We start from the raw sequence: 25,384 nt of genomic DNA, 5'->3' as shown, positions 1-25,384 counted from the left end.
CACGAGCTCGGCGGGGCCGAGCTCGTGGCTGAACGGTGCATTTCGTGTGGGCTTAAGGCGAGCCGGCGCCGCCGCTGCCACCACCGCCGCCATTGCCGGGGACGTAGTGGATGCCGGTGTTGTCGCCGTAGAAGCCTCCTACGGTGCCGGGGCCGCCGCTGGTGCCGGGGTCTCCTGGCTCCCCGCTGGACCCGGTCCCGCCGGTGCCGCCGGTGCCGCCGAAGCCGCCCTCGCGGGGATAACGGTTGCCATAGCCGCCGAGGCCGCCGTCGCCACCGCGGCCACCCGTGCCGCCGGCGGAAATCGCACTCGAACCGCCGGTACCCCCCTGGCCGCCCGGCCCACCGGGGCCTCCGAGGTACGTGCTCGGGTTGCCACCGCCTAGGCCGCCGGTACCGCCGACGCCACCGGTGCCTGCGCCGCCACCGGTGTCCGCGCCGCCTTCTCCGCCGGCGCCGCCTATGCCGCCGGGGCCGCCCTGGTCGCCGGCGCGGTACGGGCTACCGGAGCCTTCACCTCCGGTGCCGCCTTGTCCGCCGTCGCCGGCGATGCCCACGCCGCCTGCGCCACCGACACCGTTGCCCGCGGCGCCGCCGAGGCCTCCGGCGCCACCGACACCGCCCTGACCGCCGGCGGCACCCAGGCCGTCGATACCGGCGGCGCCGCCGACACCGCCCTGGCCGCCAGTACCTCCAGCCCCGCCGCTGCCGTTGGTGCCAGACGTGGAGGCGCCGCCTTGACCGCCAGTGCCACCGACACCGCCTTGCCCACCGGTGCCTCTTGGGGCGGCGGCGCCGCCTAGGCCGCCGGTGCCGCCGCGGCCGCCGGTGCCTGCACCGCCGCCGGTATCGGCCCCGCCGAGACCGCCGATGCCGCCGTGACCGCCCGTGCCGGCGGTGTCATTGACGGAGGCCGCGCCGCCGCCTTGACCCCCGGTGCCGCCCTGGCCACCCGTGCCGGCGGCGCCCACGCTGCCGGCACCCCCAGCACCGTTGCCCGCCGCCCCGCCGACGCCGCCGGCGCCACCGACACCGCCTCCACCGCCGACCCCGGCGTCGTTCCCACCGTCGTCGTTGTAGCCGGCACCGCCGAGGCCGCCCTGACCGCCGGCACCACCCGCGCCACCGGTGCCGTTGGTGCCCGACGCGGAGGCGCCGCCCTGCCCGCCGGAGCCGCCCACACCGCCCTGACCGCCGATGCCAGCCGTGCCATTCGGCGTCGAACCACCACCGCCAACGCCCCCCAGACCGCCGGCGCCGCCTCGACCACCGGTGCCAGCGCCGCCACCAGCGTCGGCCCCGCCCTGACCGCCGACGCCGCCCTGCCCGCCGGTGCCGGCGGCGTCATTGACGGAGGCCGCGCTGCCGCCCTGGCCACCCGCGCCGCCCTGGCCACCCGTGCCGGAGGCGCCCACGCTGCCGGCACCCCCAGCACCGTTACCCGCCGCCCCGCCGACGCCACCGGCGCCACCGACACCGCCGCCACCGCCGACCCCGGCGTCGTTCCCACCGTCGTCGTTGTAGCCGGCGCCTCCGACACCGCCCTGCCCGCCGGCACCCCCCGCACCACCGGTGCCGTTGGTGCCCGACGCGGAGGCGCCGCCCTGCCCGCCGGAGCCGCCCACACCGCCCTGACCGCCGACGCCAGCCGTGCCATTCGGCGTCGAGCCGCTACCGCCAACGCCTCCCAGGCCGCCGACGCCGCCTCGACCGCCGGTGCCAGCGCCGCCACCGGCATCGGCCCCGCCCTGACCGCCGGCGCCGCCGTGACCGCCCGCGGCCGCGGTATCACCGACACTGGCCGCCGCGCCCCCTTGGCCACCGACGCCGCCCTGCCCACCGACGCCGCTGACGCCCGCGGCGCCAGCGCCGCCAACGCCGTCGCCCGCGCCACCGCCGACACCGCCGGCACCGCCGACACCGCCCTGGCCACCGGCGTTGGCGTCGTTGCCACCGCCGTCGTTGTGGCCGGCGCCCCCGACACCGCCCTGCCCGCCGGCACCCCCCGCACCACCGGCGCCGTTGGTGCCCGACGCGGAGGCGCCGCCCTGACCGCCGGAGCCGCCCACACCGCCCTGACCGCCGGCGCCGCCCGCGCCGTACAGCGCCGAGCCGGCACCTCCGGCGCCACCCACGCCGCCGATGCCGCCGCCACCGCCGATGCCCGCGCCGCCGCCGGCGTCGACCCCGCCCTGACCGCCGACGCCGCCCTGCCCGCCCGTCCCCGCGGTGTCCCCGGCGTGGGCCGACAGGCCGCCTTGACCCCCGGCGCCGCCCTGCCCACCGCCGCCGCTCGCGCCGTCGACACCGTGGCTCGCTGCGCCGCCGACGCCGCCGACGCCGCCCTGGCCGCCCGCGCCGCCGGCCCCGGCATCGTTGCCACCGTCGTCGTTGTAGCCGAGACCGCCGACACCGCCCTGGCCGCCGGTGCCACCCGCGCCGCCCCTGCCCGACGTGGACGCGCCGCCGTGGCCACCCGAGCCGCCGGCGCCGGCCTGACCACCGGTCGCGCCCGTGCCGGACGGCGTCGGGGTGTCGTTGCCGGTGACGCCTTGGGCACCGGTGCCGCCCTGACCGCCGACGCCTGCAGTTCCGCCCGCGGCGCTGACGTCGGCGCCGCCCTGGCCACCCTGGCCGCCCTGGCCGCCCGCGCCTGAACCGCCGCCGGTGTTCACACCGCCTTGCCCGCCGATGCCGCCCTGGCCGCCCGCACCGCCGGTGCCGTGGTCTCTGATGTTGGCGCCGCCCTGACCGCCCTGGCCGCCCGCGCCGCCGGTGCCGCCGACGCCCACGTGGCCGGCGGTCCCGCCGCCCGCGCCTGCGACGCCGCCGGCGCCGCCCACACCGCCTTGGCCGCCTTGACCGCCGGGGCTGGCGTCGCCGTTGCCGTCGTCGTCCCAGCCAGCGCCGCCGATGCCGCCGTGACCCCCGGTCCCACCGGCCCCGCCGTCGCCGTTAGTACCGAAGTTCGAGGCGCCGCCCTGGCCGCCGGTGCCACCCTGAGCGCCCGTGCCGCCGATGCCGCCGGTCGCCGAGCCCGCCATGCCGGTGCCACCCGTACCGCCGGCACCGCCGGCGCCCCCCGTCCCACCCGAGCTGCTGAGGTCGGCGCCGCCTTGCCCGCCGGTGCCACCCCGGCCGCTGCCGCCGCCCGTGTCGGTGCCGCCCAGTCCGCCCTGGCCGCCCGCTCCGGCGGTGTGTCCGCTGTAGGTCGTGACGCCGCCTTGGCCGCCGGTACCGCCCGTGCCGGCGGCGCCGACGGCGCCTCCCGCGCCACCGAGGCCGCCTTGCCCGCCGTGGCCGCCGATGCCGGCGGCATTGATGCCGTCGTCGTTGTAGCCGGCGCCGCCGGTACCGCCCTGGCCGCCGGTTCCGCCGGGTGACCAATACCCATAGGTAGACGTGCCGCCGGTGCCGCCGGTACCGCCGGTACCGCCGGTGCCGGCAGCTCCCACGGTGCCGCCGGTGCCGCCGGTGCCCGCCACGCCACTCGCGCCGCCGGTGCCGCCTTGACCGCCCACGCCGCCGGCCCCGGCGGTGGGGCCCGTGCCGCCCGGTCCGCCGGTGCCGCCGGTGCCGCCGGTGCCGCCTTGGCCGCCGCTGCCATTGGTCGCGCCGGCGACGGCGTTGCCGCCTTGGCCGCCGTGGCCGCCCAGCCCGCCTTGGCCCCCGGGGCCGCCCTGGCCGCCGCCGTAGTTGAAGTCCGTGGTGCCGTAGACGCCGGCGCTGCCCTGTCCGCCTTGGCCGCCTTGGCCACCAGTTCCGGCGGTGTGTCCGCTGTAGGCGGTGGCGCCGCCTTGCCCGCCGGTTCCGCCGGTGCCGCCGGCGCCCGCGAGGACGCCTTGGCCGCCGGTGCCGCCCTGACCGCCCTGGCCGCCCGCACCGGCATCGTTGGTGCCGTCGTCGTTGTATCCGGCGCCGCCGACGCCGCCCTGACCGCCCGCGCCCGCGCCGACGCCGGTGTCGACGCCGCCCGTGCCGCCTTGACCACCGGCGGCGCCGGCGGCGTAGGGAGTGGCGCCGTTCGCGCCCTGGCCGCCTTGACCGCCCTGACCGCCCGGCCGCGCCGCATCACTGCCCGAGGCGGCGGTGCCGCCGGTGCCGCCGGTGCCGCCGGTGCCGCCGATCGCGCCGGACCCCACCGTGCCGCCGCTGCCGCCGGTGCCGGCCGCCCCGCCGACGCCGCCCAGGCCACCGGTTCCGCCGATGCCGGCGCTGCCGGCATCGTTGGTGCCGTCGTCGTTGTATCCGGCGCCGCCGGTTCCGCCCTGCCCGCCCTGACCGCCTTGGCCGCCGGTGCCATTGGTCGCGCCCGAGACGGCGTTGCCGCCTTGGCCACCTTGGCCACCGTGGCCGCCCTGACCGCCGGTGAGGCCCGCGGCCGAGGGGGTGCTGCCGTTCGCGCCGGTGCCGCCTTGCCCTCCCGCGCCGCCGCGGCCACCCGCGCCGGCCGCGTCTCCGCTGTGCGAGGTCGCGCCGCCCTGGCCGCCGGTGCCGCCGACACCTCCGTCGCCCGCCGCGCCCCAGGTGCCGCCGCTGCCGCCGGTGCCGAGCGCTCCGCCGCCCCCGCCCTGGCCGCCCTGGCCGCCGGCGGCGCCGGCGCCCGCATCGTTGCTGCCATCGTCGTTGTGGCCGGCAAGGCCGGTGCCGCCCTGCCCGCCTTGGCCGCCCTGGCCGCCGCTGCCGTTGGTTCCGCCGCTGGTGGATCCGCCCTGCCCGCCTGCGCCACCGGTGCCGCCGGTACCCGCGGTGCCCGCGCTGCCACCGCTGCCGCCGGTGCCGGCCGCGCCGGCGGTCCCGCCTCGGCCGCCGGTCCCGCCGTGTCCGCCGGTGCCCGCGTCATTGGTCCCGTCGTCGGGGGGGCCGGCGCCGCCGGCGCCGCCTGTGCCGCCCTGACCGCCCTGGCCGCCGCTGCCATTGGTCGCGCCCGCGACGGCGGTGCCGCCCGCGCCGCCGTCGCCGCCCTGGCCGCCGACGAAGCCTGCGCCGCCGGGGTTTGTGCCGTCGGCCCCGGTGCCGCCTTGTCCACCCTGGCCACCGGTACCGGCGGTGTCGTTGACCGTGGTGGTCGCGCCGCCCCGCCCACCCGTACCGCCGACGCCTCCAGCGCCCGCGGCGCCGGCCGGGCCACCCGCTACGCCACCGCTGCCGGCCGCGCCGCCGGCGCCGCTGTGCCCGCCTTGACCGCCCTGACCGCCGGCGCCGGCGTCGTTGGTCCCGTCGTCGGCGTAGCCGACGCCGCCGCTGCCGCCCTGTCCGCCTTGGCCGCCGCGGCCGCCGGAGCCGTCGACGCCGCCGTTGCTCGCGTTGCCACCGGCCCCGCCCTGGCCGCCCTGCCCGCCCTGGCCACCGATCAGGCCGCTGCCGTGGGGCGCGGTGCCGTCGACGCCGGTGCCACCCTGGCCGCCGTGACCGCCCTGGCCGCCGGTGCCCGCGGTGTTGCCGCTGTAACCGGTGATGCCGCCGAGACCGCCGGTCCCGCCGACGCCCCCGCTGCCCGCGGCGCCCGACGTGCCGCCGGTGCCGCCGGTTCCGATCGCACCGCCGGTTCCGCCTTGACCACCCGTACCGCCGACGCCGCCGGTGCCCGCGTTGTCGGTGCCATTGTCTGCGGCGCCGCTGCCGCCGCTGCCGCCGTGGCCGCCGGTGCCGCCGGCGCCGCCGCTGCCGTTGGTCCCGCCGCTGGTGGTGCCGCCCTGACCGCCCGCGCCGCCCATGCCACCGTGCCCGCCGGCATCGCCGGTCTGGGTGGACCCGGCGCCGCCCTGGCCGCCCGTGCCACCGACGCCTCCGGTACCACCGTTGCCGACCGTGCCGCCGGTGCCGCCCGTGCCGTGGGCGCCGCCGGGGCCGCCCCGTCCGCCGACTCCGCCTTGGCCGCCGGTGCCGGCGGTGTTGCTGCCGCCGTCCGCGGTGCCCAGGCCGCCCGTGCCGCCTTGCCCCCCGACGCCGCCGTCGCCGCCGGCGGCGTTGGACCCGATGCTGGTGACTCCGCCCTGGCCGCCGGTGCCGCCTTGACCGCCGGCGCCGGCGTTGTCGGAGCCGGCTGCCGCCGCGCCGCCTTGGCCGCCGGTACCCCCGGTCCCGCCGCCGCCGGCCGAGCCGGCGGTCCCGCCGACCCTGGCGGTGCCGCCGAGGCCGCTGGCGCCGCCCTGACCGCCGGTGCCGCCGGCGCCGCCCGTGCCGGCGTCGTTGCCGCCGTCGTCGGCGTATCCGGCGCCGCCGAGTCCGCCCTGACCGCCCTGACCGCCATTGCCGCCATTGCCGCCGTAGCCGGTCCTTGTGGTGTTCGCGCCGCCGGAGCCGCCTTGACCGCCCTGACCGCCGGCGCCGCCGGCATAACCCGTTCCCCCCGGGGTGGTGTCGGCGGCCCCGGTGCCGCCTTGGCCGCCCAGGCCCCCATCGCCGCCGTCACCGCTGCGGCCCAACACCCCGGTATGGACGTTGCCTCCGGTACCGCCCTGGCCGCCGGTGCCGCCCGCGCCCGCGCCGCCGCCGATGCCGCCGGTGCCGGCGGTTCCGCCCTGGCCGCCGGTGCCGCCCACACCGCCGAGGCCCCCGTCGCCGAACAGGTCATCGACGCCGGCGCCACCTTGGCCGCCGGTGCCGCCCTGGCCACCGCTGCCGTTGAGGCCGCCGCTGGTGGTGCCGCCCTGGCCCCCGGCGCCGCCCGTGCCGCCGTGACCGCCGAACAAACCGATCACATCGGCCCCGCCGGCGCCGCCGGTGCCGCCCTGCCCGCCGGTGCCGCCCGCGCCGACGCTGCCGCCGCTCCCGCCGATTCCCGTCGCGCCGCCCGCGCCACCCTGACCGCCGACCCCGCCGGTGCCGCCTTGCCCGGCAGTGAGGTGGTAGTAATCCACGTCCTCGCCGCCGGCCCCGCCGGTGCCGCCTCGCCCGCCGGCGCCGCCCTGCCCGCCGCTGCCGTTCGCGGCGCCCGACACGGCGCCGCCGCCCTGGCCACCCTGGCCGCCCTGGCCGCCCTGGCCGCCGGTGTAGCCGGTGCCGTAAGGCGTGTCGTTGTCGACCCCGGTGCCGCCCTGCCCGCCGGCGCCGCCCCGGCCGCCCGCACCGGCGGTGTCGCCGCTGTGGCTGGTGGCGCCGCCGGTCCCACCCGTGCCGCCGACGCCGCCGCCGCCCGCGGTGCCCACGGAACCGCCGCTGCCGCCGCTGCCCGCCGCGCCGCCGCTGCCGCCTTGGCCGCCGGCGCCGCCGATGCCGCCGGCGGTGGCGTCGTTGGTGCCGTCGTCGGCGTAGCCGGTGCCGCCGGTGCCACCGTGTCCGCCCTGGCCGCCCTGGCCGCCGCTGCCGTCGGTCGCGCCCGAGACGGCGGCGCCGCCCTGGCCGCCCTGGCCGCCCTGGCCGCCGGTCCCGCCGGCGAAGCCGCTGGCGGAGGGCGTATGGCTGCTGACGCCTGCGCCGCCCTGGCCGCCGGCACCGCCTCGACCGCCGTCGCCGGCGGTGTCACCGGCGGTGGTGGTGGCGCCGCCTTGACCGCCGGTGCCACCGGTGCCCCCGGCGCCCCCGGCACCCACCGGACCGGACGCGGCACCGCCGCTGCCCGCCGCCCCGCCTTGACCGCCTTGGCCGCCAGTCCCGCCGACGCCGCCGGTGGAAGCGTCGTTGCTGCCGTCGTCGGCGTAGCCGGCCCCGCCGTGGCCACCTTGTCCCCCCGCGCCGCCGAGGCCGCCGGCGCCGCTGGTGCCACCAGGGCTGGCGCTCCCGCCTGTCCCGCCGGAACCGCCGGAACCGCCCGTGCCGCCGCCGAAGCCCGCGCTCCCTGCGGTGAGCGACGCGTCGCCGGCGCCGCCGGTGCCGCCGCTGCCGCCGGTACCGCCGATGCCCGCGGCACCGGCCGCTCCCGCGGTGGCTCCCGCCCCCGTGCCCGCCGCGCCACCCGCACCGGCTGTGCCGCCGCTGCCGCCGGTGCCGCCGGCCCCTCCGGCGCTGTCAACCCCGTCGGCGCCGGCGCCGCCCTGGCCCCCTTGCCCGCCGGTGCCCCCTTGCCCGCCGGAGCCATTGACGCCTCCGGTGCCCGCGCTGCCGCCGGCCCCGCCGGCGCCGCCGGATCCGCCGGCAAAGCCCGTACCACCAGCCGCACCGACGCTGGTCGCCGCCGTCCCGATGTCCCCGGCGCCGCCAGTCCCGCCGGCCCCGCCGTGACCGCCGGTGCCCGCGGTGCCCGCCGCACCCGACGTGGCACCCACACCCGCCGCACCGGCCGCGCCGCCCGCCCCAGCGACACCGCCACTCCCGCCGACGCCACCCGCGCCACCGTCGCTGCCCACCCCCGCGGCACCGGCACCGCCGCCGCCGCCGGCCCCGCCGTTACCGCCCTGGCCGCCGCCGCCGCTGGTGCCGCCGGCACCCGCGCTCCCGCCGACCCCACCGGCGCCACCGGCTCCACCGGCAAAGCCCGTACCACCAGCCGCACCGACGCTGGTCGCCGCCGTCCCGATGTCCCCGGCGCCGCCAGTCCCGCCGGCCCCTCCGTGACCGCCGGTGCCCGCGGCACCCGCCGCGCCCGACGTCGCACCCGCGCCCGCCGCACCGGCCGCGCCGCCCGCGCCCGCGACACCGCCGTTCCCGCCGACGCCACCCGCGCCACCATCGCTGCCCACCCCAGCGGCACCGGCTCCGCCGCCGCCGCCGCCCCCGCCGTTACCGCCCTGGCCGCCGCCGCCGCTCGTTCCGCCAGCACCCGCACTGCCGCCCTGGCCGCCGGCGCCACCCGCGCCACCTTCAAAGCCCGTCCCACCAGCCGCGGCGGGATCGGTCGAAGCCGCCCCGCTATCGCCGGCACCACCAATCCCGCCGGTGCCGCCCCGGCCGCCGGTGCCCGCGGCACCCGACGCTGCACCCGCACCCGCGCCGGCGGCGCCGCCGGCGCCCGCCGCGCCGCCGTCACCCCCGGCACCACCAACGCCGCCGTCGCTGCCCACCCCCGCGGCACCCGCACCGCCACCTCCGCCGGCCCCGCCAGTGCCCCCCACGCCGCCCGTGCCGGCGGTCGCCCCGGTCGCCGCGCTGCCGCCGACCCCGCCGGCGCCACCCGCGCCACCGTGCCCGCCGGCGGAGCCGCCGGTGATGCGTCCCGCGCCGCCGGTACCGGCACCGCCTTGGCCGCCTCGGCCGCCCTGACCTCCGCCGCCGGCCGTATCCCCGTGGGTCGTGGTGCCGCCGCCGGTGCCGCCGGTGCCGCCATCGCCGCCGGTGCCCGCGGCGCCCACCGTGCCGCCACTGCCACCGGTACCGACCGCGCCGCCGACACCACCCTGGCCACCGGTGCCGCCGATACCGCCGGCGGTGGCGTCGTTGGTGCCGTCATCGGCGTGGCCGCTGCCGCCGTGGCCGCCTTGGCCGCCAGTACCGCCCGCCCCGCCGCTGGCGTTGGTCCCCGAGATCGACGTGCCGCCCTGACCGCCCGCGCCGCCGACGCCACCTTGGCCACCGGCAGCGCCCGCGCTGCCGGGCGTGGAGCTGTCGGCTCCGCCACCGCCCTGGCCGCCGATGCCGCCCTGACCGCCGCGACCCGCGCCCCCGCCGATGTCGGCGCCGCCCTGGCCGCCGACGCCGCCTTGCCCGCCGGTGCCGACGGCGTCCGCGAGCGTCGTCGAGCCACCGCCCTGGCCGCCGGTGCCGCCCTGGCCGCCGGTACCGGCGATGCCCACGGTGCCGGTGCCACCGGTGCCACTACCGGCCGCGCCGCCGACACCGCCCGCGCCACCGGTACCTCCGGCGCCGCCCGCGCCGGCGTCGTTGCTGCCGTCGTCGGTGTAGCCCGCGCCGCCGGCACCGCCCTGACCGCCGATGCCACCGGCCCCGCCGCTGCCGTTGCTGCCCGACGCGGACGCGCCGCCGACACCGCCCGCGCCGCCGGCGCCGCCCAGGCCGCCGGCGATGCCCGCGCCGCCGTGCACGGAGCTGTCGGCGCCGCTGCCGCCGATGCCGCCGGTACCACCGCGGCCGCCGATGCCACCGCTGCCGCCGGTGCCGCTGGCGTCGGTGCCGCCCTGGCCGCCGCCGCCCCCGAGACCCCCGGCACCGGCGCCTGCGCCTGCGCCGCCTTGGCCGCCTTGGCCACCTTGACCGCCGGCACCGGCGACGCCGTCGTCGGTCACGTTGGCGCCACCTTGACCACCAAAGCCGCCTTGACCGCCTGAGCCGCCCGCCCCGGTGGCGCCGGCCGTGCCCGCCCCGACGCCCGCCGCGCCGCCGCCACCGCCCGCGCCGCCCGAGCCGCCGCTGCCGCCCGCCCCGGCATCGGCGGTGCCGTCATCGGCGTAGCCCGCACCGCCGCTGCTACCGCTGCCACCGTCGCCGCCGCGACCGCCGCTGCCGTTGACGGCGCCGGTCACGGCGGTACCGCCCTGACCGCCCTGGCCGCCTTGGCCGCCCTGACCGCCGCTGAAGCCGGCGCCATTCGGGATGCCGCCGTCTACGCCGCCACCGCCTGCGCCGCCGGCACCGCCTTGGCCGCCGGCGCCGGCGGTGTCACCGACGGTCGCGGTGCTACCGCCTTGGCCGCCGGCGCCCCCTACGCCGCCGGTCCCACCCGTGCCCATCGTCCCGCCGCTGCCGCCCGACCCGGCGGCGCCACCCGTACCGCCCTGGCCGCCGGTCCCGCCGGCGCCGCCAGCGCCGGCGTTATTGGCGCCGCTGTCGGCGCGACCGGTGCCGCCGACGCCGCCGGCGCCGCCCGTGCCGCCCTGGCCGCCACCGCCGTCGATGGCGCCCGCGACGGCATTGCCGCCTGCGCCGCCCTGACCGCCTTGGCCGCCGGTGTAGCCCGCGCCGCCGGGCGTGGCGTTGTTGGCGCCGGCGCCGCCTTGCCCGCCTTGGCCGCCCGCACCCGCGGTGTCACCGACGGTGGTGGTGCTACCGCCTTGGCCGCCCGTGCCGCCGACGCCGCCGGCGCCGCCGGCGCCCGCGATCCTCGGTGAGAACACATTTCCGCTGATACCCCCCGCGCCACCGCCACCAGCGAGCCCGCCGGTGCCGCCGGCGCCGCCGGCCCCGGCATCGTTGGAGCCGTCGTCGGCATACCCGACGCCGCCGGTGCCGCCGGACCCACCCTGGCCACCTTTACCGCCGGCGCCAGGCAGGACGTTGACGGCGTTGCCGCCCTGGCCGCCCTGGCCCCCCTGGCCCCCCTGGCCGCCGGCCGAGCCGCTGCCGTAGGGCGTGGTGGCGTCGGCGCCGGTGCCGCCTTGGCCGCCTTGCCCGCCCTGCCCACCCTTGCCGGCCCCCGACAAAGTGATTTTAGATTCGCCGACGATATCCCCGCCGGCGCCGCCTTGGCCGCCAGCGCCACCCGCGCCGGCGTCGCCGCCGGCCCTGGCTTGGCCGCCCTGGCCGCCGTGGCCTCCTGCGCCGCCCGCGCCCGGGTCGCCGACATTCCAATCGGGCACGTTTTGGTTGCCGGAGACAGCGCCGCCCGCGCCGCCCTGGCCGCCGGTTCCGCCGGCCCCGGCGGTGCCGCCTTGGCCGCCGACGCCGATCAGGCCGCCCTGGCCACCGGTGCCACCCATACCGCCGTTGCCACCGCCGGTGGTTTGGCCGGTGAAGATGGCGCCGCCCGCCCCCCCTTGGCCGCCGGAGCCGCCCTGACCGCCGTCGGCGTTGGTGCCGCCGCTGCTGGTCCCGCCCTGGCCACCCAGCCCACCGTCGCCGCCATGGCCGCCGATGCCGCCCTGCCCGTCCACGCCACCGCCGCCCTGGCCGCCCTGCCCGCCGGCGCCGCCCTGGCCGCCGATGCCCGCGGTCCCGCCGCTGCCGCCAGTTCCCACCGCGCCGCCAGTTCCGCCGGCGCCGCCCAGGCCGCCCGCCCCGCCGGTGCCGGCGATATACGTGTTGGCAGGAGTTCCGTCTGCGCCGGTGCCGCCCTGGCCGCCCTGGCCGCCGGCGCCGCCTTGGCCGCCGCTGCCGTTGGTCGCGCCGGCAACCGCACCGCCGCCTTGGCCGCCCTGACCTCCGTCGCCGCCCTGCCCGCCGGGGCCGCCCAGAGCGCCGAACCCGACGATGTCGTTGCCGTCGGCGTGATGGCCGGCGCCGCCCGCACCGCCGGCCCCGCCTGCCCCACCCGCGCCGGCGACGTCACCGCGGTGGGAAGTGGCGCCGCCCCGGCCGCCGGAGCCGCCGTCGCCGCCCAGGCCGCCGGCGCCCGCGATGCTGCCGACGCCGCCGGTGCCAATCGCGCCCGGGGTCCCGCCCTGGCCACCGGTGCCGCCGGTGCCGCCCGCGGTGGCGTCGTTGCTGCCGTCGTCGGCGTAGCCGGTGCCGCCCTGGCCGCCCTGGCCGCCGGTGCCGCCAGCCCCACCACCGCCGTTGGTGCCGCCGTTGCCCGCGCCGCCGCCACCACCCTGACCGCCGGCCCCGCCCGTGCCCCCGGTGCCGCCGGCGTGGGTGCTGGTGCCGGTAGCGCCTTGGGCGCCGGCCCCGCCGGTGCCGCCCTGACCACCTTGGCCGCCGGCACCCGCGCTGCCAGCGGCGCCACCGCTGCCGCCGGCACCCGTCAAACCGCCCGCGCCGGCCCCGCCACCGGTGCCCCCGATGCCGCCTGCGGTGGCGTCGTTGCTGCCGTCATCGGCATAGCCGGCGCCGCCCTGGCCGCCCCGGCCGCCGGTCCCGCCGGCGCCACCACTGCCGTCGGTGGCCCCCGAGACGGACGCCCCGCCTTGGCCGCCCAGACCGCCGGCCCCGCCCGTGCCGCCGGTCCCGCCCGCCGTGCCGATGGTGGCGGTGGCGCCGTCGACGCCCTGACCGCCCTGGCCACCCTGGCCGCCCTGGCCGGCGGTATCACCGGTGAAGGTGGTGGCGCCGCCGCTGCCGCCGGTACCCCCGGTACCGCCGGCGCCCGCGGCGCCCGAGGTCCCGCCGCTGCCCCCCACGCCACCGGTGCCGCCCTGACCGCCTTGGCCGCCGGCGGTGGCGTCGTTCGCGCCGTCGTCGGCGTAGCCGGTGCCGCCGGTGCCGCCCTGGCCGCCGGTGCCGCCCGCCCCGCCGGTGCCGTTGGAGCCGTTGCCGGCGACCCCGCCTTGGCCGCCCTGGCCGCCGGACCCGCCGGTGCCGCCGTGTGTGCCGCTGGCTCCGATTGAACCGGTCGCGCCTTGGCCACCTTGGCCACCTTGGCCGCCCTGGCCCCCGGTGCCGGCGGTGTCGGCGGCCACGTTGGTGCCACCGCCTTGTCCGCCGGCGCCGCCGGCGCCGCCCGCGCCCGCGGCACCCGCGATGCCACCGGTACCGGCAGCGCCGCCTCGACCGCCGGTACCGCCTTGCCCACCGGCGGTCGCATCGTTGCTCCCATCGTCGGTGTGGCCACTGCCGCCGGTCCCGCCTTGACCGCCCTGGCCGCCAGCGCCCGTGGTGTCAGCCGCGACGTTGGTAGCACCGCCCTGACCGCCGTTACCGCCGGTGCCGCCACGGCCCGCGGCGCCCACCACACCCGCGGTGGTGCCGCCGCTACCGCGTTGACCGCCTTGACCTCCGGTGCCGCCCTGACCGCCCTGGCCGCCGGCGCCGGCGTTGTCGGTGCCGCCATCGGCCCCACCGGCGCCGCCATCGCCGCCCGTGCCCCCGATGCCCCCGACACCGCCGGAGCCGTCGGTGCCGCCCGCACCGGAATTACCGCCGGCCCCGGCATTGCCGCCCGCCCCGCCGGCGGTGCCGGTGCCGCCGACATTGCCCGTGGTACCCGCGGCACCAGCCATCCCCGCCCCGCCCTGGCCGCCGCTGCCCCCGGTGCCGCCCGTACCGGCGTGCCCGGTCGCGCCCGTTGCACCGGCGCTGCCGGTGCCGGTGCCCGGGGTCCCGCCGGTGCCGCCGGAGCCCGCGTTGCCACCGTGGCCGCCATCGCCACCCGTGCCCGCGCCGCCGCCGGTGTCGGCGGCGCCTTGGCCGCCGCTGCCCCCGGTGCCGCCAGCGCCGCCGGTGCCACCGGCCCCGCCGGCGCCGTTGGTGCCGCCGACCGGTGCACTGCCACCATGGCCGCCGTGACCGCCCGCGCCGCCGGCGGTGCCGTCGGTTCCGGTGCCGCCGTTGGGGTTTGCGGCCCCGCCGGCGCTGCCGGTGGACCCGTCCATGCCCTGGCCGCCCTGGCCACCCTGGCCGCCGGTGCCCCCGCTGCCCGCCGCACCGGCGGCGCCGGCGCTGCCCGGGGCGCCGCTTCCAGTGCCCGCGGCACCGCCGGCCCCGCCCGTCCCGGCGCTACCACCGTCACCGCCGGTGCCACCCGTGCCCGCGCCGCTGCCGGTGTCGGCGGCGCCTTGCCCGCCGGTGCCGCCGGTACCCCCGGTTCCGCCGGTGCCACCAGCCCCGCCGTCTCCGTTGGTGCCGCCCGCCGCAGCGGTGCCGCCCTGGCCGCCATGACCGCCCGCGCCGCCGGTGGTGCCGGCGGTACCCGTGCCGCCGTCGGGGTTTCCGGCCCCGCCGGCGCTTCCGGTCGACCCCGCCGTGCCCTGACCGCCCTGGCCACCCTGGCCGCCGGTGCCGCCGGTGTCGCCGACGAAGTTGGTGGCACCGCCTTGGCCGCCGGTACCGCCGGTCCCGGCCGTTCCCGCCGCCCCCGCGAACCCCCCGGAGCCGCCGGTGCCGGCCGCACCGGCCGAGCCGGCCTGACCACCGATGCCGCCCTGGCCTCCGGTGGTGGCGTTGTTGCTGCCGTCATCGGCGTAGCCGGTGCCGCCGGTGCCGCCTTGGCCGCCGTGACCGCCCTGACCGCCACTGCCGTTGAATTCGCCGGAGCTGGCGACGCCGCCCTGGCCGCCTTGGCCACCAGCGCCGCCGGCCCCGCCGGTGGCGCCGATGTTCCCGATCGTGCCGGTCGTGCCTTGGCCGCCTTGCCCGCCCTGCCCGCCCTGGCCGCCTTGGCCGGCGGTGTCAGCCGCAGCCGCGGCAGCGCCGCCTTGGCCGCCTTGGCCGCCGGTGCCGCCGGTGCCCGCGGCACCCGCGTAGCTGCCGCCGGAACCCCCTTGGCCTCCGATGCCACCTTGACCGCCTCGGCCGCCGGCGCCGGCATCGTTGCTGCCGCTGTCGGCGCCACCCGTGCCGCCGGAGCCCCCAGTGCCGCCGACCCCGCCAGAGCCGTCGGTGCCGCCCGCGGTGGTGTTTCCACCTACGCCGCCTTGGCCGCCGGCTCCGCCCGCGGTGCCGTCATTGCCTGTCGTGCCGGACAGGCCCGCGCCGCCCTGACCGCCGTGCCCGCCGGTGCCGCCGGTGCCCGCGGCACCCCCGGGGCCGACGCTGCCCGTGGCACCGCTTCCCGTGCCCGCGGCGCCTCCGGCTCCGCCGACCCCGGCGTGACCGCCGGTACCGCCGATGCCACCGGTGCCGGCGCCGCTGCCGGTGTCGTCGGCGCCCTGGCCGCCGGTGCCGCCGGTGCCGCCCTGGCCGCCCTGGCCGCCGGCACCGCCGGCGCCGTTGGTGCCACCAGCGCCGGCGCTGCCGCCCTGACCTCCCTGACCGCCCGTGCCGCCGGTGGTGCCGTCGCCGCCGGTGCCGCCGTCTGGGTCACCGGCCCCGCCGGTGCTGCCGGTCGGGCCCTGCATCCCCCGGCCGCCCTGACCGCCCTGGCCGCCCTGGCCACCGGTGCCCGCAGTACCCCCGGCGCCCACGCCGCCGGCCGCGCCGCTACCAGCGCCCGCGGCCCCGCCGGCCCCGCCGGCGCCGGCGTTGCCGCCGTTGCCACCCGTGCCACCCCTACCCGCGCCGATGCCGGTGTCCGTGGCGCCCTGCCCGCCGGTACCGCCGGCCCCACCGGTGCCGCCTCGGCCGCCCGCGCCGCCGTCGCCGTTGGTGCCGCCCGCCCCCGCGCTGCCGCCCTGGCCACCCTGGCCGCCCGCACCGCCGGCGGTGCCATCCCCGCCGGGAGCGTGGGTAAGAACAGCGTTGCTGCCCGCCAAACCTTGACCGCCCTGACCGCCGGTCCCGCCCGCCCCGCCGGTGCCCGCATGGCCGGTGGCTCCCGCTGCGCCCGCGGCGCCGGCTCCCGCGCCCGCGGCGCCGCCGGCCCCGCTGGCACCCGCCGCACCGCCAGTGCCCCCGGTGCCACCCGTGCCCGCGCCGTGGCCGGTGTCCGCGGCGCCCTGCCCACCGGCGCCGCCGACGCCGCCGGTGCCGCCCTGGCCGCCCGCGCCGCCGGCGCCATTGGTGCCGCCCACCGCTGCGCTGCCGCCCTGACCGCCCTGACCCCCTTGACCGCCCGCGGTTCCGGCGCTGCCGTTACCGCCCGTCGCACCCGCGGTGCCGGCCATCCCCGCCCCGCCCTGACCGCCGGTGCCCCCGGCCCCGCCGGTACCTGCATGGCCAGCAACTCCGACCGCACCCGTGGCGCCGGTTCCCGTGCCCGCTGCCCCGCCGGCCCCGCCGGCGCCCGCGGCCCCGCCGCTGCCCCCGGTGCCGCCCGTCCCCGCGCCGCTGCCGGTATCCGCCGCGCCCGCACCGCCCGTCCCACCGGCGCCACCCGTGCCGCCCTGGCCGCCGGCCCCGCCGGCGCCATTGGTGCCACCGGCGCCGGCACTCCCGCCGGCACCGCCGTGGCCGCCGGCGCCGCCGGCGCGGCCATCGAAGCCGACACCGCCGACCGTGCCAGCGTTGGCGCCGCTATCGCCGGCCCCGCCGATGCCTCCAGCACCGCCTGTTCCCCCGACGCCCGCACCGCCGCCCGTTCCGGCGGTCCCCAACAGCGACATGCCGCCGGCACCACCCAGACCCGCGGCGCCGCCCGCCGCGCCATCACCGCCGACGGCCCCGTTGACACCCAAACCCAGCCCGCTGGCGCCGGTCCCGCCGGCGCCACCCAACCCGCCCACGCCGCCGACGCCACCGGCGCCGCCCGAACTGAGCACACCGGTCGCCGCGCCGCCCGCGCCACCAGTGCCACCGGTGCCGGCGGCGACGCCGTTGCCGCCAATACCGGTGCCGCCGTTGGAGAACGATCCTGCCGCGCCGTCGACCCCGGCACCGCCGGCCCCACCGGCACCGCCGGCCCCGCCGCTGTAGAACATCAGCGCCCGGTCGACCCCACCAGTCCCACCCGCGCCGCCGGTCCCGCCGGCCACGGCGGCGCCCGCGACCACGCCGCCGGTCCCGCCCGCGCCGCCGATCCCGCCGGCGCCACCGAAGCCGCCCAGCATCCCGCCGGCGCCGCCGGCGCCGCCGTTGCCGCCGGTCCCACCGACCGCAGTCGCGGCGCCACCGGACCCGCCCGAGCCGCCGTTGCCGAACAACCCCGCGGCCCCGCCGGCCCCGCCGGACTGCCCCGCTGCGCCCGAGCCGCCGTTGCCGCCGTTGCCGATCAGGATCCCGCCCGGCCCGCCGGCCTGCCCGGTGCCGGCCGCGCCGTCGGCGCCGTTGCCGATCAGCGGGCGTCCCATCATGGCCTCGGTCGGCGCGTTGATCAACGCCAGCACGTCGTTCTCGAGCGTCTGCAGCGGCGAGGCGTTGGCCGCCTCGGCGGCCGCATAGGCGCCCGCTCCCGCGCCCAATGCCTGCACAAATTGCTCGTGGAAGGCAGCCGTTCGCGCGCTGAGCGCCTGGAACTCCTGTCCGTACCGGCCGAACAGGGAAGCGATCGCCGCGGACACCTCGTCGCCGGCCGCGGACGCCACCTGCGTCGTCGAGACTCCGGCCGCCGCCGTCGCCGCCCTGATCGACGATCCGATCCCGGTCAGATCCGCGGACGCGGCCGCCAGCGCGTCGGATGTTGCGACGACAAACGACGCCATGTGGGACTCTCTTCGGGGCGACCTTCAGGACCGCCCTGAACGATACAGTCGTACCGTCAAGATCACGGACTATTCACTCAGTTTTCTTGGGTAATTCCCGACTTTTTTCATCGATTGAGCGCATCGGCCGTGACCCAGGGACGGCGTCGCCGCCGGAAACTCGACTGGTGCGGCCATGCCTGCCCGAGCCGCGGGGCGGATAACGGTACGGTTTCGCGATGTGTGGTCTCAAACCCGTCGCGCCGAGCCACTGGCCGGCCTCGCATTGATTGCCGCGACGCTAACCGGTTGCGGTTCAGGGGATTCCACCGTCGCCAAGACGCCGCAGGCGACGACGACGACGGCGACGGCTTCGATCACCGCCCCCGCCACGCCCGTCCCGACGTCCGGGGCCGCCGCCCCGCCCAGCAGCGCGGCGCCCGACCCGTGCGCGGTGAACCTGGCCTCGCCCACCATCGCGAAGGTGGTCTCCGAACTGCCGAAAGACCCGCGCAGCCAGCAGGGCTGGAGCCCCGAACCGGTGGCCGGCAACTACAACGAGTGCGCCCAGCTGTCGGCGGTGATCATCAAGGCCAACACCAACGCCGTGAATCCGACCACCCGCGCGGTGCTGTTCCACCTGGGCCAGTTCATCCCGCAGGGCGTGCCCGACACCTACGGGTTCAACGGCATCGACGCCGCGCAGACCACCGGCGACACGGTCGCGTTGACGTATCCCGGCGGGATCAACGGCCTCAACACCGACGTGCGCTTTCATTGGGACGGCAACGGCGTCCAGCTGATCGGTAACGGCCCCGGCCACTGAGCCCGCGTCAGCTGCTGACAACGAGCGGAAGCGAGATCACGCCGGGGCCGCCGGCGACGACGATCACCCACCGGCCGTCGACGGGCATCGCCACCGAGACCGGGAAGAAGGCGAACCCGATTTCGCCGACGGTGGCCGCCGCGGGCAGCTCGAAGGCGACCTGAAGGGGCTTGTCACCCGTCGGACGCCAGATCTCGACGTCGACCCGCCCGCCCCCGTCGTCGGCATCGGACTGCGTCAGCACCACGAGCAGAAAGGTGGCGAACCGGTCGGGCCCCACCACGAATCGGGACAACACGCCGCCACGCACGTCGAGCTTGTTGTCGACCACCTGTGCCGCTTCGGCGAGAAAAGCCCCCGTAACGATCACCCGCCGAAGCTACCGCCTTCCCGGGGCACGGTCGCACTCGGCCCACCGGTTTCGCGATATGCCCTGCCGCACAGGCGATGTCAAATGCGCGCGCCCATCCGCCGACCCGCCCGAACCGATCCGTGTCGGTCCCCTCCCCTACAGTTGCAGCTGTGTTCGTCACCGGCGAAACCGTCGTCTACAGCGCGTCGGACCTCGCGTCCGCCGCACGGTGCGAATACGCCCTATTGCGGGATTTCGACGCCAAACTCGGCCGCGGCCCCGCCGTCGCCGTCGAGGACGAGCTGCTCGCGCGAACCTCCGCCCTCGGCACCGAGCACGAACGGCGCCGCCTCGATCGATACCGCGACGAATTCGGCGACGGCGTCGCGATGATCGGCCGCCCGGCCTACACACTGGCCGGGCTGACGGCCGCCGCCGAGGCCACCCGGCGCGCGATCGTCAACCGCGCCCCGGTGGTGTATCAGGCCGCGATGTTCGATGGCCGGTTCGTCGGATTCGCCGACTTCCTGGTCCTCGACGGCGAGCGGTACCGGGTCGCCGACACCAAGCTGGCGCGCTCGCCCAAGGTGCCCGCGCTGCTGCAGCTGGCCGCCTACGCCGACGCGCTGACCGCCTCCGGCGTCCCGGTGGCGCCGGAGGCCGAGCTGGAGCTGGGCGACGGCGCCATCGTGCGTTACCGCGTCGGCGACCTGATCCCGGTTTACCGTTCCCAGCGCGCGCTTTTGCAGCGCCTGCTCGACGAGCACTACGCCGCGGGCACCCCGGTGCGCTGGGACGACCAACACGTCGGCGCGTGCTTGCACTGCCCGCTGTGCGTCGAACAGTTGCGCGCCACCGACGACCTGCTGCTGGTCGCCGGGATGCGAGTCACCCAGCGCGACAAGCTGATCGACGCCGGCATCAGCACCGTCACCGAGCTGGCGGAGCGCACCAAGCCGGTCCCCGACCTGGCGCCCAGCGCGCTGAAAAAACTCACCACGCAAGCCAAACTGCAAGTGCGCCAACGCGACACCGCAACGCCGCAATTCGAGGTCGTCGACCCGCAGCCGCTGACCCTGCTGCCCGAGCCCGACCCGGGCGACCTGTTCTTCGACTTCGAGGGCGACCCGCTGTGGACTGCCGACGGGCGCGACTGGGGCCTGGAATATCTGTTCGGCGTCCTGGAGGCCGGCGGGAATTTCCACCCGCTGTGGGCGCACAGCCGGGTCGACGAGCGCAAGGCCCTCATCGACTTCCTCGCAAGGGTGAAAAAGCGCCGCAAGCGCCGCCCCAACATGCACATCTACCACTACGCGCCCTACGAGAAGGCCGCGCTGCTGCGGCTCGCCGGGCGGTACGGCGTCGGCGAGGACGACGTCGACGAATTGCTGCGCAGCGGCACGCTGGTCGACCTGTATCCCGTGGTGCGCAAGAGCATTCGGGTGGGCGCGGAGTCCTTCGGCCTCAAGGCGCTCGAGCCGCTGTACATGGGATCGCAGCTGCGCGCCGGTGACGTCACGACCGCCGCCGAGTCGATCACGTCCTACGCCCGCTACTGCCAGCTCAAGGACGAAGGCCAACCCGACGACGCCGCGTCCCTGCTCAAGGAGATCGAGGACTACAACCACTACGACTGCCGCTCCACACAGGCGCTCCGCAACTGGCTGATGCTGCGCGCCTACGAATCCGGCGTCGTACCCATTGGCGCGCAACCGGTTCCGGAGGGCAACCGGATCGAGGACCGCGACCGGCTGGCGACGACGTTGTCGGCGTTCACCGGCGACGCCGGCGTCGCCGAGCGCACGCCCGAGCAGACGGCGGTGGCGCTGGTGTCCGCGGCGCGCGGCTACCACCGGCGCGAGGACAAGCCGTTCTGGTGGGCGCATTTCGACCGGCTGAACTTCCCGGTCGAGGAGTGGTCCGACGACACCGACGTCTTCCTCGCCGAGACGGCATCGGTGGACGCCGACTGGCACACCCCGCCCCGCGCGCGCAAGCCGCGGCGACACGTGCGCCTCACCGGAGAGCTGGCGCGCGGCGACCTGATGACCGAGGTTTTCGCGCTCTACGAGCCCCCCGCCCCGCCGGGCATGACCGACAACCCCGACCGGCGCGCGGCCGGGCGCGCCGAGGTCGTGTCGGTCGACGATCCGGCGGTGCCCACCAAGGTGGTCATCGCCGAGCGAGTCGGCAAGGACGGCAGCACCTTTGACCAGCTGCCGTTCGCCCTCACCCCGGGCCCGCCCATTGCCACGACGGCGTTGCGGGAGGCGATCGAGACGACCGCGGACGCCCTCGCCGCCGGCCTGCCAACCCTGCCGCCCACCGCCGTGATCGACGTCCTGCTGCGCCGCGCGCCCCGCACGAAGGCCCACCTGCCGCGCACCGGTGACACCGTCGCCGACATCACCGGCGCCGCACTCGATCTCGACTCGTCCTACCTCGCGGTGCACGGCCCGCCGGGCACCGGCAAGACGCACACCGCGGCCCGGGTGATCAAAACCCTTGTCGCCGAACATGGCTGGCGCGTCGGCGTGGTGGCGCAATCGCACGCCACGGTGGAGAACCTGTTGGGCTGCGCGATCGACGCCGGACTGGATCCGGCCCGGGTCGCCAAGAAGCCCGCCGGGCACGACGCCCCCCGCTGGCAGGAGATCGACTCCGGCGAATACCCGGCGTTCATCGCGAACGCGAAAGGCTGCGTGATCGGCGGCACCGCCTGGGATTTCGCCAACGCGAACCGGGTGCCGCCGGGCAGCCTGGACCTGCTGGTGATCGACGAGGCGGGCCAGTTCTGCCTGGCCAACACCATCGCCGTGGCGCCGGCGGCCGCCAACCTGCTGCTGCTCGGCGATCCGCAGCAGCTGCCGCAGGTCAGCCAGGGCACGCATCCGGAACCGGTCGACACGTCGGCGCTGGACTGGCTGGTGGACGGCCGGCGCACGCTGCCCGACGAACGGGGCTACTTCCTGGACCTTTCCTACCGCATGCATCCGGCGGTCTGCGCCGCGGTATCCGCGCTGTCCTACGAGGGCCGGCTGCATTCCCACGAGTGCACCGAGGCGCGCCGCCTCGACGGGAAAAGCCCCGGCGTGCACGTGAGCGTGGTTGAACACCAAGGCAATTCGACGGAGAGCCCCGAGGAGGCCGACGCGATCGCCGACCACATCGGCGGGCTGCTCGGCCGGGCGTGGACCGACGAGCACGGCACTCGACCGCTGGCCGCATCCGACGTGCTGGTGTTGGCGCCCTACAACGCCCAGGTGACCCTGATCCGCCGACGGCTCGGCGAGGCCGGGCTCGGCGCGGTCCGGGTCGGGACCGTCGACAAGTTCCAGGGCGGGCAGGCGCCGGTGGTGTTCGTGTCGATGACGGCCTCGTCGGTCGACGTGGTGCCGCGCGGAATCTCGTTCCTGCTCAACCGGAATCGGCTCAACGTCGCCATCAGCAGGGCGCAGTACGCGGCGGTCATCGTGCGGTCGCGGCTGCTCACCGAGTACCTCCCCGGCACGCCCGGCGGCCTCGTCGACCTGGGCGCCTTCCTGGCGCTGACGCGGGACTAGTGCGAGCCGAATGAGTGTGCGCTGAGGGCCTTGCGAGTGAAGCCACGGCGAGATTTCGGCGAATTCCCCGCCCTGCGTTCACACCGAAAGCCGTGAGCTCACACACAACGCGCGACTAGCACGACGAGTGCCGGCCGTAGCCGGCCGGGTCGTCGTCCGGATCGGGGCGGTAGCGGTGGCCCGGTGACGCCATCGGACGAAACCGCTTCCCGCCCTCGACGCGAGACCCGTTGTGCGCGAAGCCGATCGGTCCGGACGGGACCGGCTTGTGCGCCGGCGCCGGTGCCGGCCGCGCGCGCGGCGAGGGCGCCGCGTCCGGTTCACGAACCAGCAGAAACTCGACGTAGTCGTCGTCGTCATAGTCGTCGTAGTCGTCGCCCTCATCCGGCTGCTCGCCGGCCGCCGATGGCGCGAACCCGAGCACGAACAGCGCGGCCACGACGCCGAACAGCACGACGAACGCGGGCAACAGCACCGACTGCGCCATCGCCGCCGCGAACGGCTCGCGCAGGAACTCGGGGAGCTGTACGGCGGTGGCGTCCTCCGCCGAGGCCGACGGCGCGTCAGCCGGCATCTCGGAACCGATCCGCCACGTCATGAACGCGGCCATGCCCGCGCTGCCGAGGACCGCCCCGAGTTGGCGCACCGAGTTGAACACCGCCGAACCCGCCCCGGCCAACTCGGGGGGCAGGTTGCGCGTCGCGGTCGCCGTCAGCGGCGCCCACACGAACGCGCTGCCCACCCCGATCACGGCGAACGCCAGCAGCAGCCGCCAGATCGGCGTCGACGGGGACATCTCGAACGACAGCCAGGTGAGCCCGATCGCCATCGTCGAGAAGCCGAAGCCGAGGACCGGCCCCGGGTGGTACCGGTCGACGATCATCCCCACGAACGGGGCGAGCGCACCGCCCACCACCGCCATCGGCGCGATCACCAGCGCCGAACGCGTCGACGACAGCCCGCACCCGGCCTGCAGGAAGAACGGCAGCGGCAGCATCATCGCCGTCATCGCGAACGCGGTGACCGCGACCCCGGCGTTGCACAGGCCGAAGTCGCGGTCGGCGAAGACGCGCAGCGGGATCAGCGGCTCGCGGGTGTTGACGGCCTGCCAGTACACGAACACCGACATGCACCCGATGCCGGCGACGATCATCGCCCAGACCCACGGCTGCCAGCGCGCGGCCTGGCCCTCCTGCAGGCCGAAGACGATCAGGAACATGCCCAGCCCGGACAACGCGACGCCCACCAGGTCGAAGCGCTGCGCCTGGGTGGGCAGCGCCGGCACCAGCCACGCGGCCAGCGCCAGCCCGGCGACGCCGATGGGGACGTTGACGAAGAAGATCCACTGCCAGCCCAGCCCGTCCACCAGCGCGCCGCCGGCCAGCGGCCCGACCAGGGTGGCCACGCCTGCGGTGGTGCCCCACACGCTGACCGCGACACCGCGCCGCTCCGGCGGGAAGACCCGGGTGATCATCGACAGGGTCTGCGGGGTCAGCACGCCGGCGCCGACGCCCTGGACCACCCGCGCGGCGATCAGCACCGCCACGCTGCCCGACAGCCCGCACCCGATCGACGCGACGGTGAACAGGCCCAGCCCGGCCAGATAGAGGTTCTTGGTGCCGAACCGGTCGCCCAGCCGCCCGGCCACCAGCAACACCACCGCGCACCCCAGCAGGTAGGCGCTGGTCACCCAGACCACGGTGGCGTACCCGGTGTGCAGGTCGATCTTGATGGTCGGGTTGGCGATGACGACGATGGTGGAGTCGACCATGATCATGAAGAAGCCGATCATCATCGCGAACAGCGCGTTCCAGGGATTCCGCGGGCCGGCGGCGAGCAGGGAGTTCCAGCGCTTCACGAACTCGGCGCGACTCGGCCCGGCGCGCCGGCTCTCCCCCGGCGACCAAGGCGTCGCCGCGTTCATCTGACTAACCCCCTCGCAACCTTGGCGTCAATCGCCACCCAGCCCGCATTATCCCGCGTGGGCAAATGCGCCGCTCGGCCGCGGATCGGCGAGCGCACGTTAGCCTGGAAGGACATGTGGAAGCGAGGCAGGATGCGGGCCCGACGGAACAGAGCGTCACGCATGTCAACGCCGGAACAGGCGGCGGCCGGCCAGGGCGGCCGACCGAAGGCGTCGGCGCGCGCATTGGCGCAGGTCATCGAGCGGAGCACCCGGGTACACGGGCCCGCCGCCGAGGCCTACGTGTCGAGGCTGCGCCGCGCACACCCGGCCGCCGGCCCCGCCGAAATCGACGCCAAGCTGGAGAAGCGCTTCCTGGCGGCGCTGACGGCCAGCGGCGCCGCCGTCGGCTCGGCCGCGACGTTTCCCGGGGTCGGCACGCTGACGGCGGTGTCGGCCGGCGCGGGGGAAACCGTCTTCTTCATCGAGGCCACCGCCCTGTTCGTGCTGGCCAAGGCCGTCGTCTACAACATCCCGGCCGACCACCGCGAGCGGCGCCGCGCGCTGGTCCTTGCCGCCCTGGTCGGCGACGACAGCCAGCGCGCCATCGGCGAGCTGATCGGGCCCGGCCGCACCAACGGGGGCTGGCTGGCCGAGGGCATGGCCTCGCTGCCGTTGCCGACGCTGTCGCGGCTGAACACCCGGATGCTCGGCTATTTCGTCAAGCGCTACACCCTGCGCAAGGGCGCCCTGATGTTCGGCAAGGCGCTGCCCGTCGGCATCGGCGCCGTGGTCGGCGGCGCCGGCAACCGAATTGTTGGCAAGAAGATCGTCAGCAACGCCCGCCACGCGTTCGGCTTCCCGCCCTCGCGCTGGCCGAGCACGCTGCGGCTGCTGCCGCCGATCCACGAAGCCGGCTAACGGCCGCCCGACCCGGTTCCTCTCGCGGATTGCTCGCGAAAGGTTAGCCTTTATTGGGGCGAAAACGTCCCGCACCGTCGCGGGACTGAGGTGCCCGCCGACAACGCGTACAGCGCGC

Annotated in this window: 6 protein-coding genes; 3 read left to right on the top strand and 3 right to left on the bottom strand. The window is 78.2% G+C overall.

Going from position 1 to position 25,384, the window contains the following annotated elements; translation table 11 throughout:
• Positions 1 to 52: 52 nt before the first annotated feature.
• Entirely contained in the window at positions 53 to 17,722 is a 17,670-nt protein-coding gene (locus AC5Y7V_RS24455) for a PE family protein (RefSeq protein WP_499882616.1), read from the bottom strand.
• 175 nt (positions 17,723 to 17,897) lie between these two features.
• Here AC5Y7V_RS24455 and AC5Y7V_RS24450 point away from each other — a divergent pair, with 175 nt between their 5' ends.
• A complete protein-coding gene (locus tag AC5Y7V_RS24450; protein ID WP_499882615.1) occupies positions 17,898 to 18,527 on the top strand; it encodes an LppP/LprE family lipoprotein in 630 nt (209 codons plus the stop codon).
• Between the two features lie 7 nt (positions 18,528 to 18,534).
• On the opposite strand, the gene AC5Y7V_RS24445 is transcribed toward AC5Y7V_RS24450, so the two are convergent.
• On the bottom strand, positions 18,535 to 18,894 hold the full coding sequence (locus tag AC5Y7V_RS24445; protein WP_499882643.1) for a hypothetical protein: 360 nt from the start codon (positions 18,892 to 18,894) through the stop codon (positions 18,535 to 18,537).
• A gap of 155 nt (positions 18,895 to 19,049) precedes the next feature.
• Here AC5Y7V_RS24445 and AC5Y7V_RS24440 point away from each other — a divergent pair, with 155 nt between their 5' ends.
• Positions 19,050 to 22,442 carry a TM0106 family RecB-like putative nuclease gene (locus tag AC5Y7V_RS24440; RefSeq protein ID WP_499882614.1) on the top strand — a complete coding sequence of 1,131 codons (3,393 nt, stop codon included), beginning with the start codon at positions 19,050 to 19,052 and terminating at the stop codon, positions 22,440 to 22,442.
• Between the two features lie 115 nt (positions 22,443 to 22,557).
• Here the strand turns inward: AC5Y7V_RS24440 and AC5Y7V_RS24435 are convergent, their stop codons facing one another.
• The gene (locus tag AC5Y7V_RS24435) at positions 22,558 to 24,366 is read right to left on the bottom strand and encodes an MFS transporter (protein ID WP_499882613.1); all 1,809 of its coding nucleotides are present in this window, start codon (positions 24,364 to 24,366) and stop codon (positions 22,558 to 22,560) included.
• A 132-nt stretch (positions 24,367 to 24,498) separates the two neighbouring features.
• Between AC5Y7V_RS24435 and AC5Y7V_RS24430 the strand changes: the two genes are divergently transcribed.
• Positions 24,499 to 25,266: a hypothetical protein gene (locus AC5Y7V_RS24430; protein ID WP_499882612.1), complete on the top strand. Its 768-nt coding sequence runs from the start codon at positions 24,499 to 24,501 to the stop codon at positions 25,264 to 25,266.
• Positions 25,267 to 25,384: the final 118 nt, after the last annotated feature.

This window comes from Mycobacterium sp. NGS34, assembly GCF_059812845.1.
This window is presented reverse-complemented; position numbering and strand designations above follow the sequence as displayed.

Excerpts from the sequence above, each read along its gene's own strand:
- AC5Y7V_RS24455 (WP_499882616.1), bottom strand. The coding sequence starts at position 17,722 with ATGGCGTCGTTTGTCGTCGCAACATCCGACGCGCTGGCGGCCGCGTCC.
- AC5Y7V_RS24450 (WP_499882615.1), top strand. The coding sequence starts at position 17,898 with ATGCCTGCCCGAGCCGCGGGGCGGATAACGGTACGGTTTCGCGATGTG.
- AC5Y7V_RS24435 (WP_499882613.1), bottom strand. The coding sequence starts at position 24,366 with ATGAACGCGGCGACGCCTTGGTCGCCGGGGGAGAGCCGGCGCGCCGGG.
- AC5Y7V_RS24430 (WP_499882612.1), top strand. The coding sequence starts at position 24,499 with ATGCGGGCCCGACGGAACAGAGCGTCACGCATGTCAACGCCGGAACAG.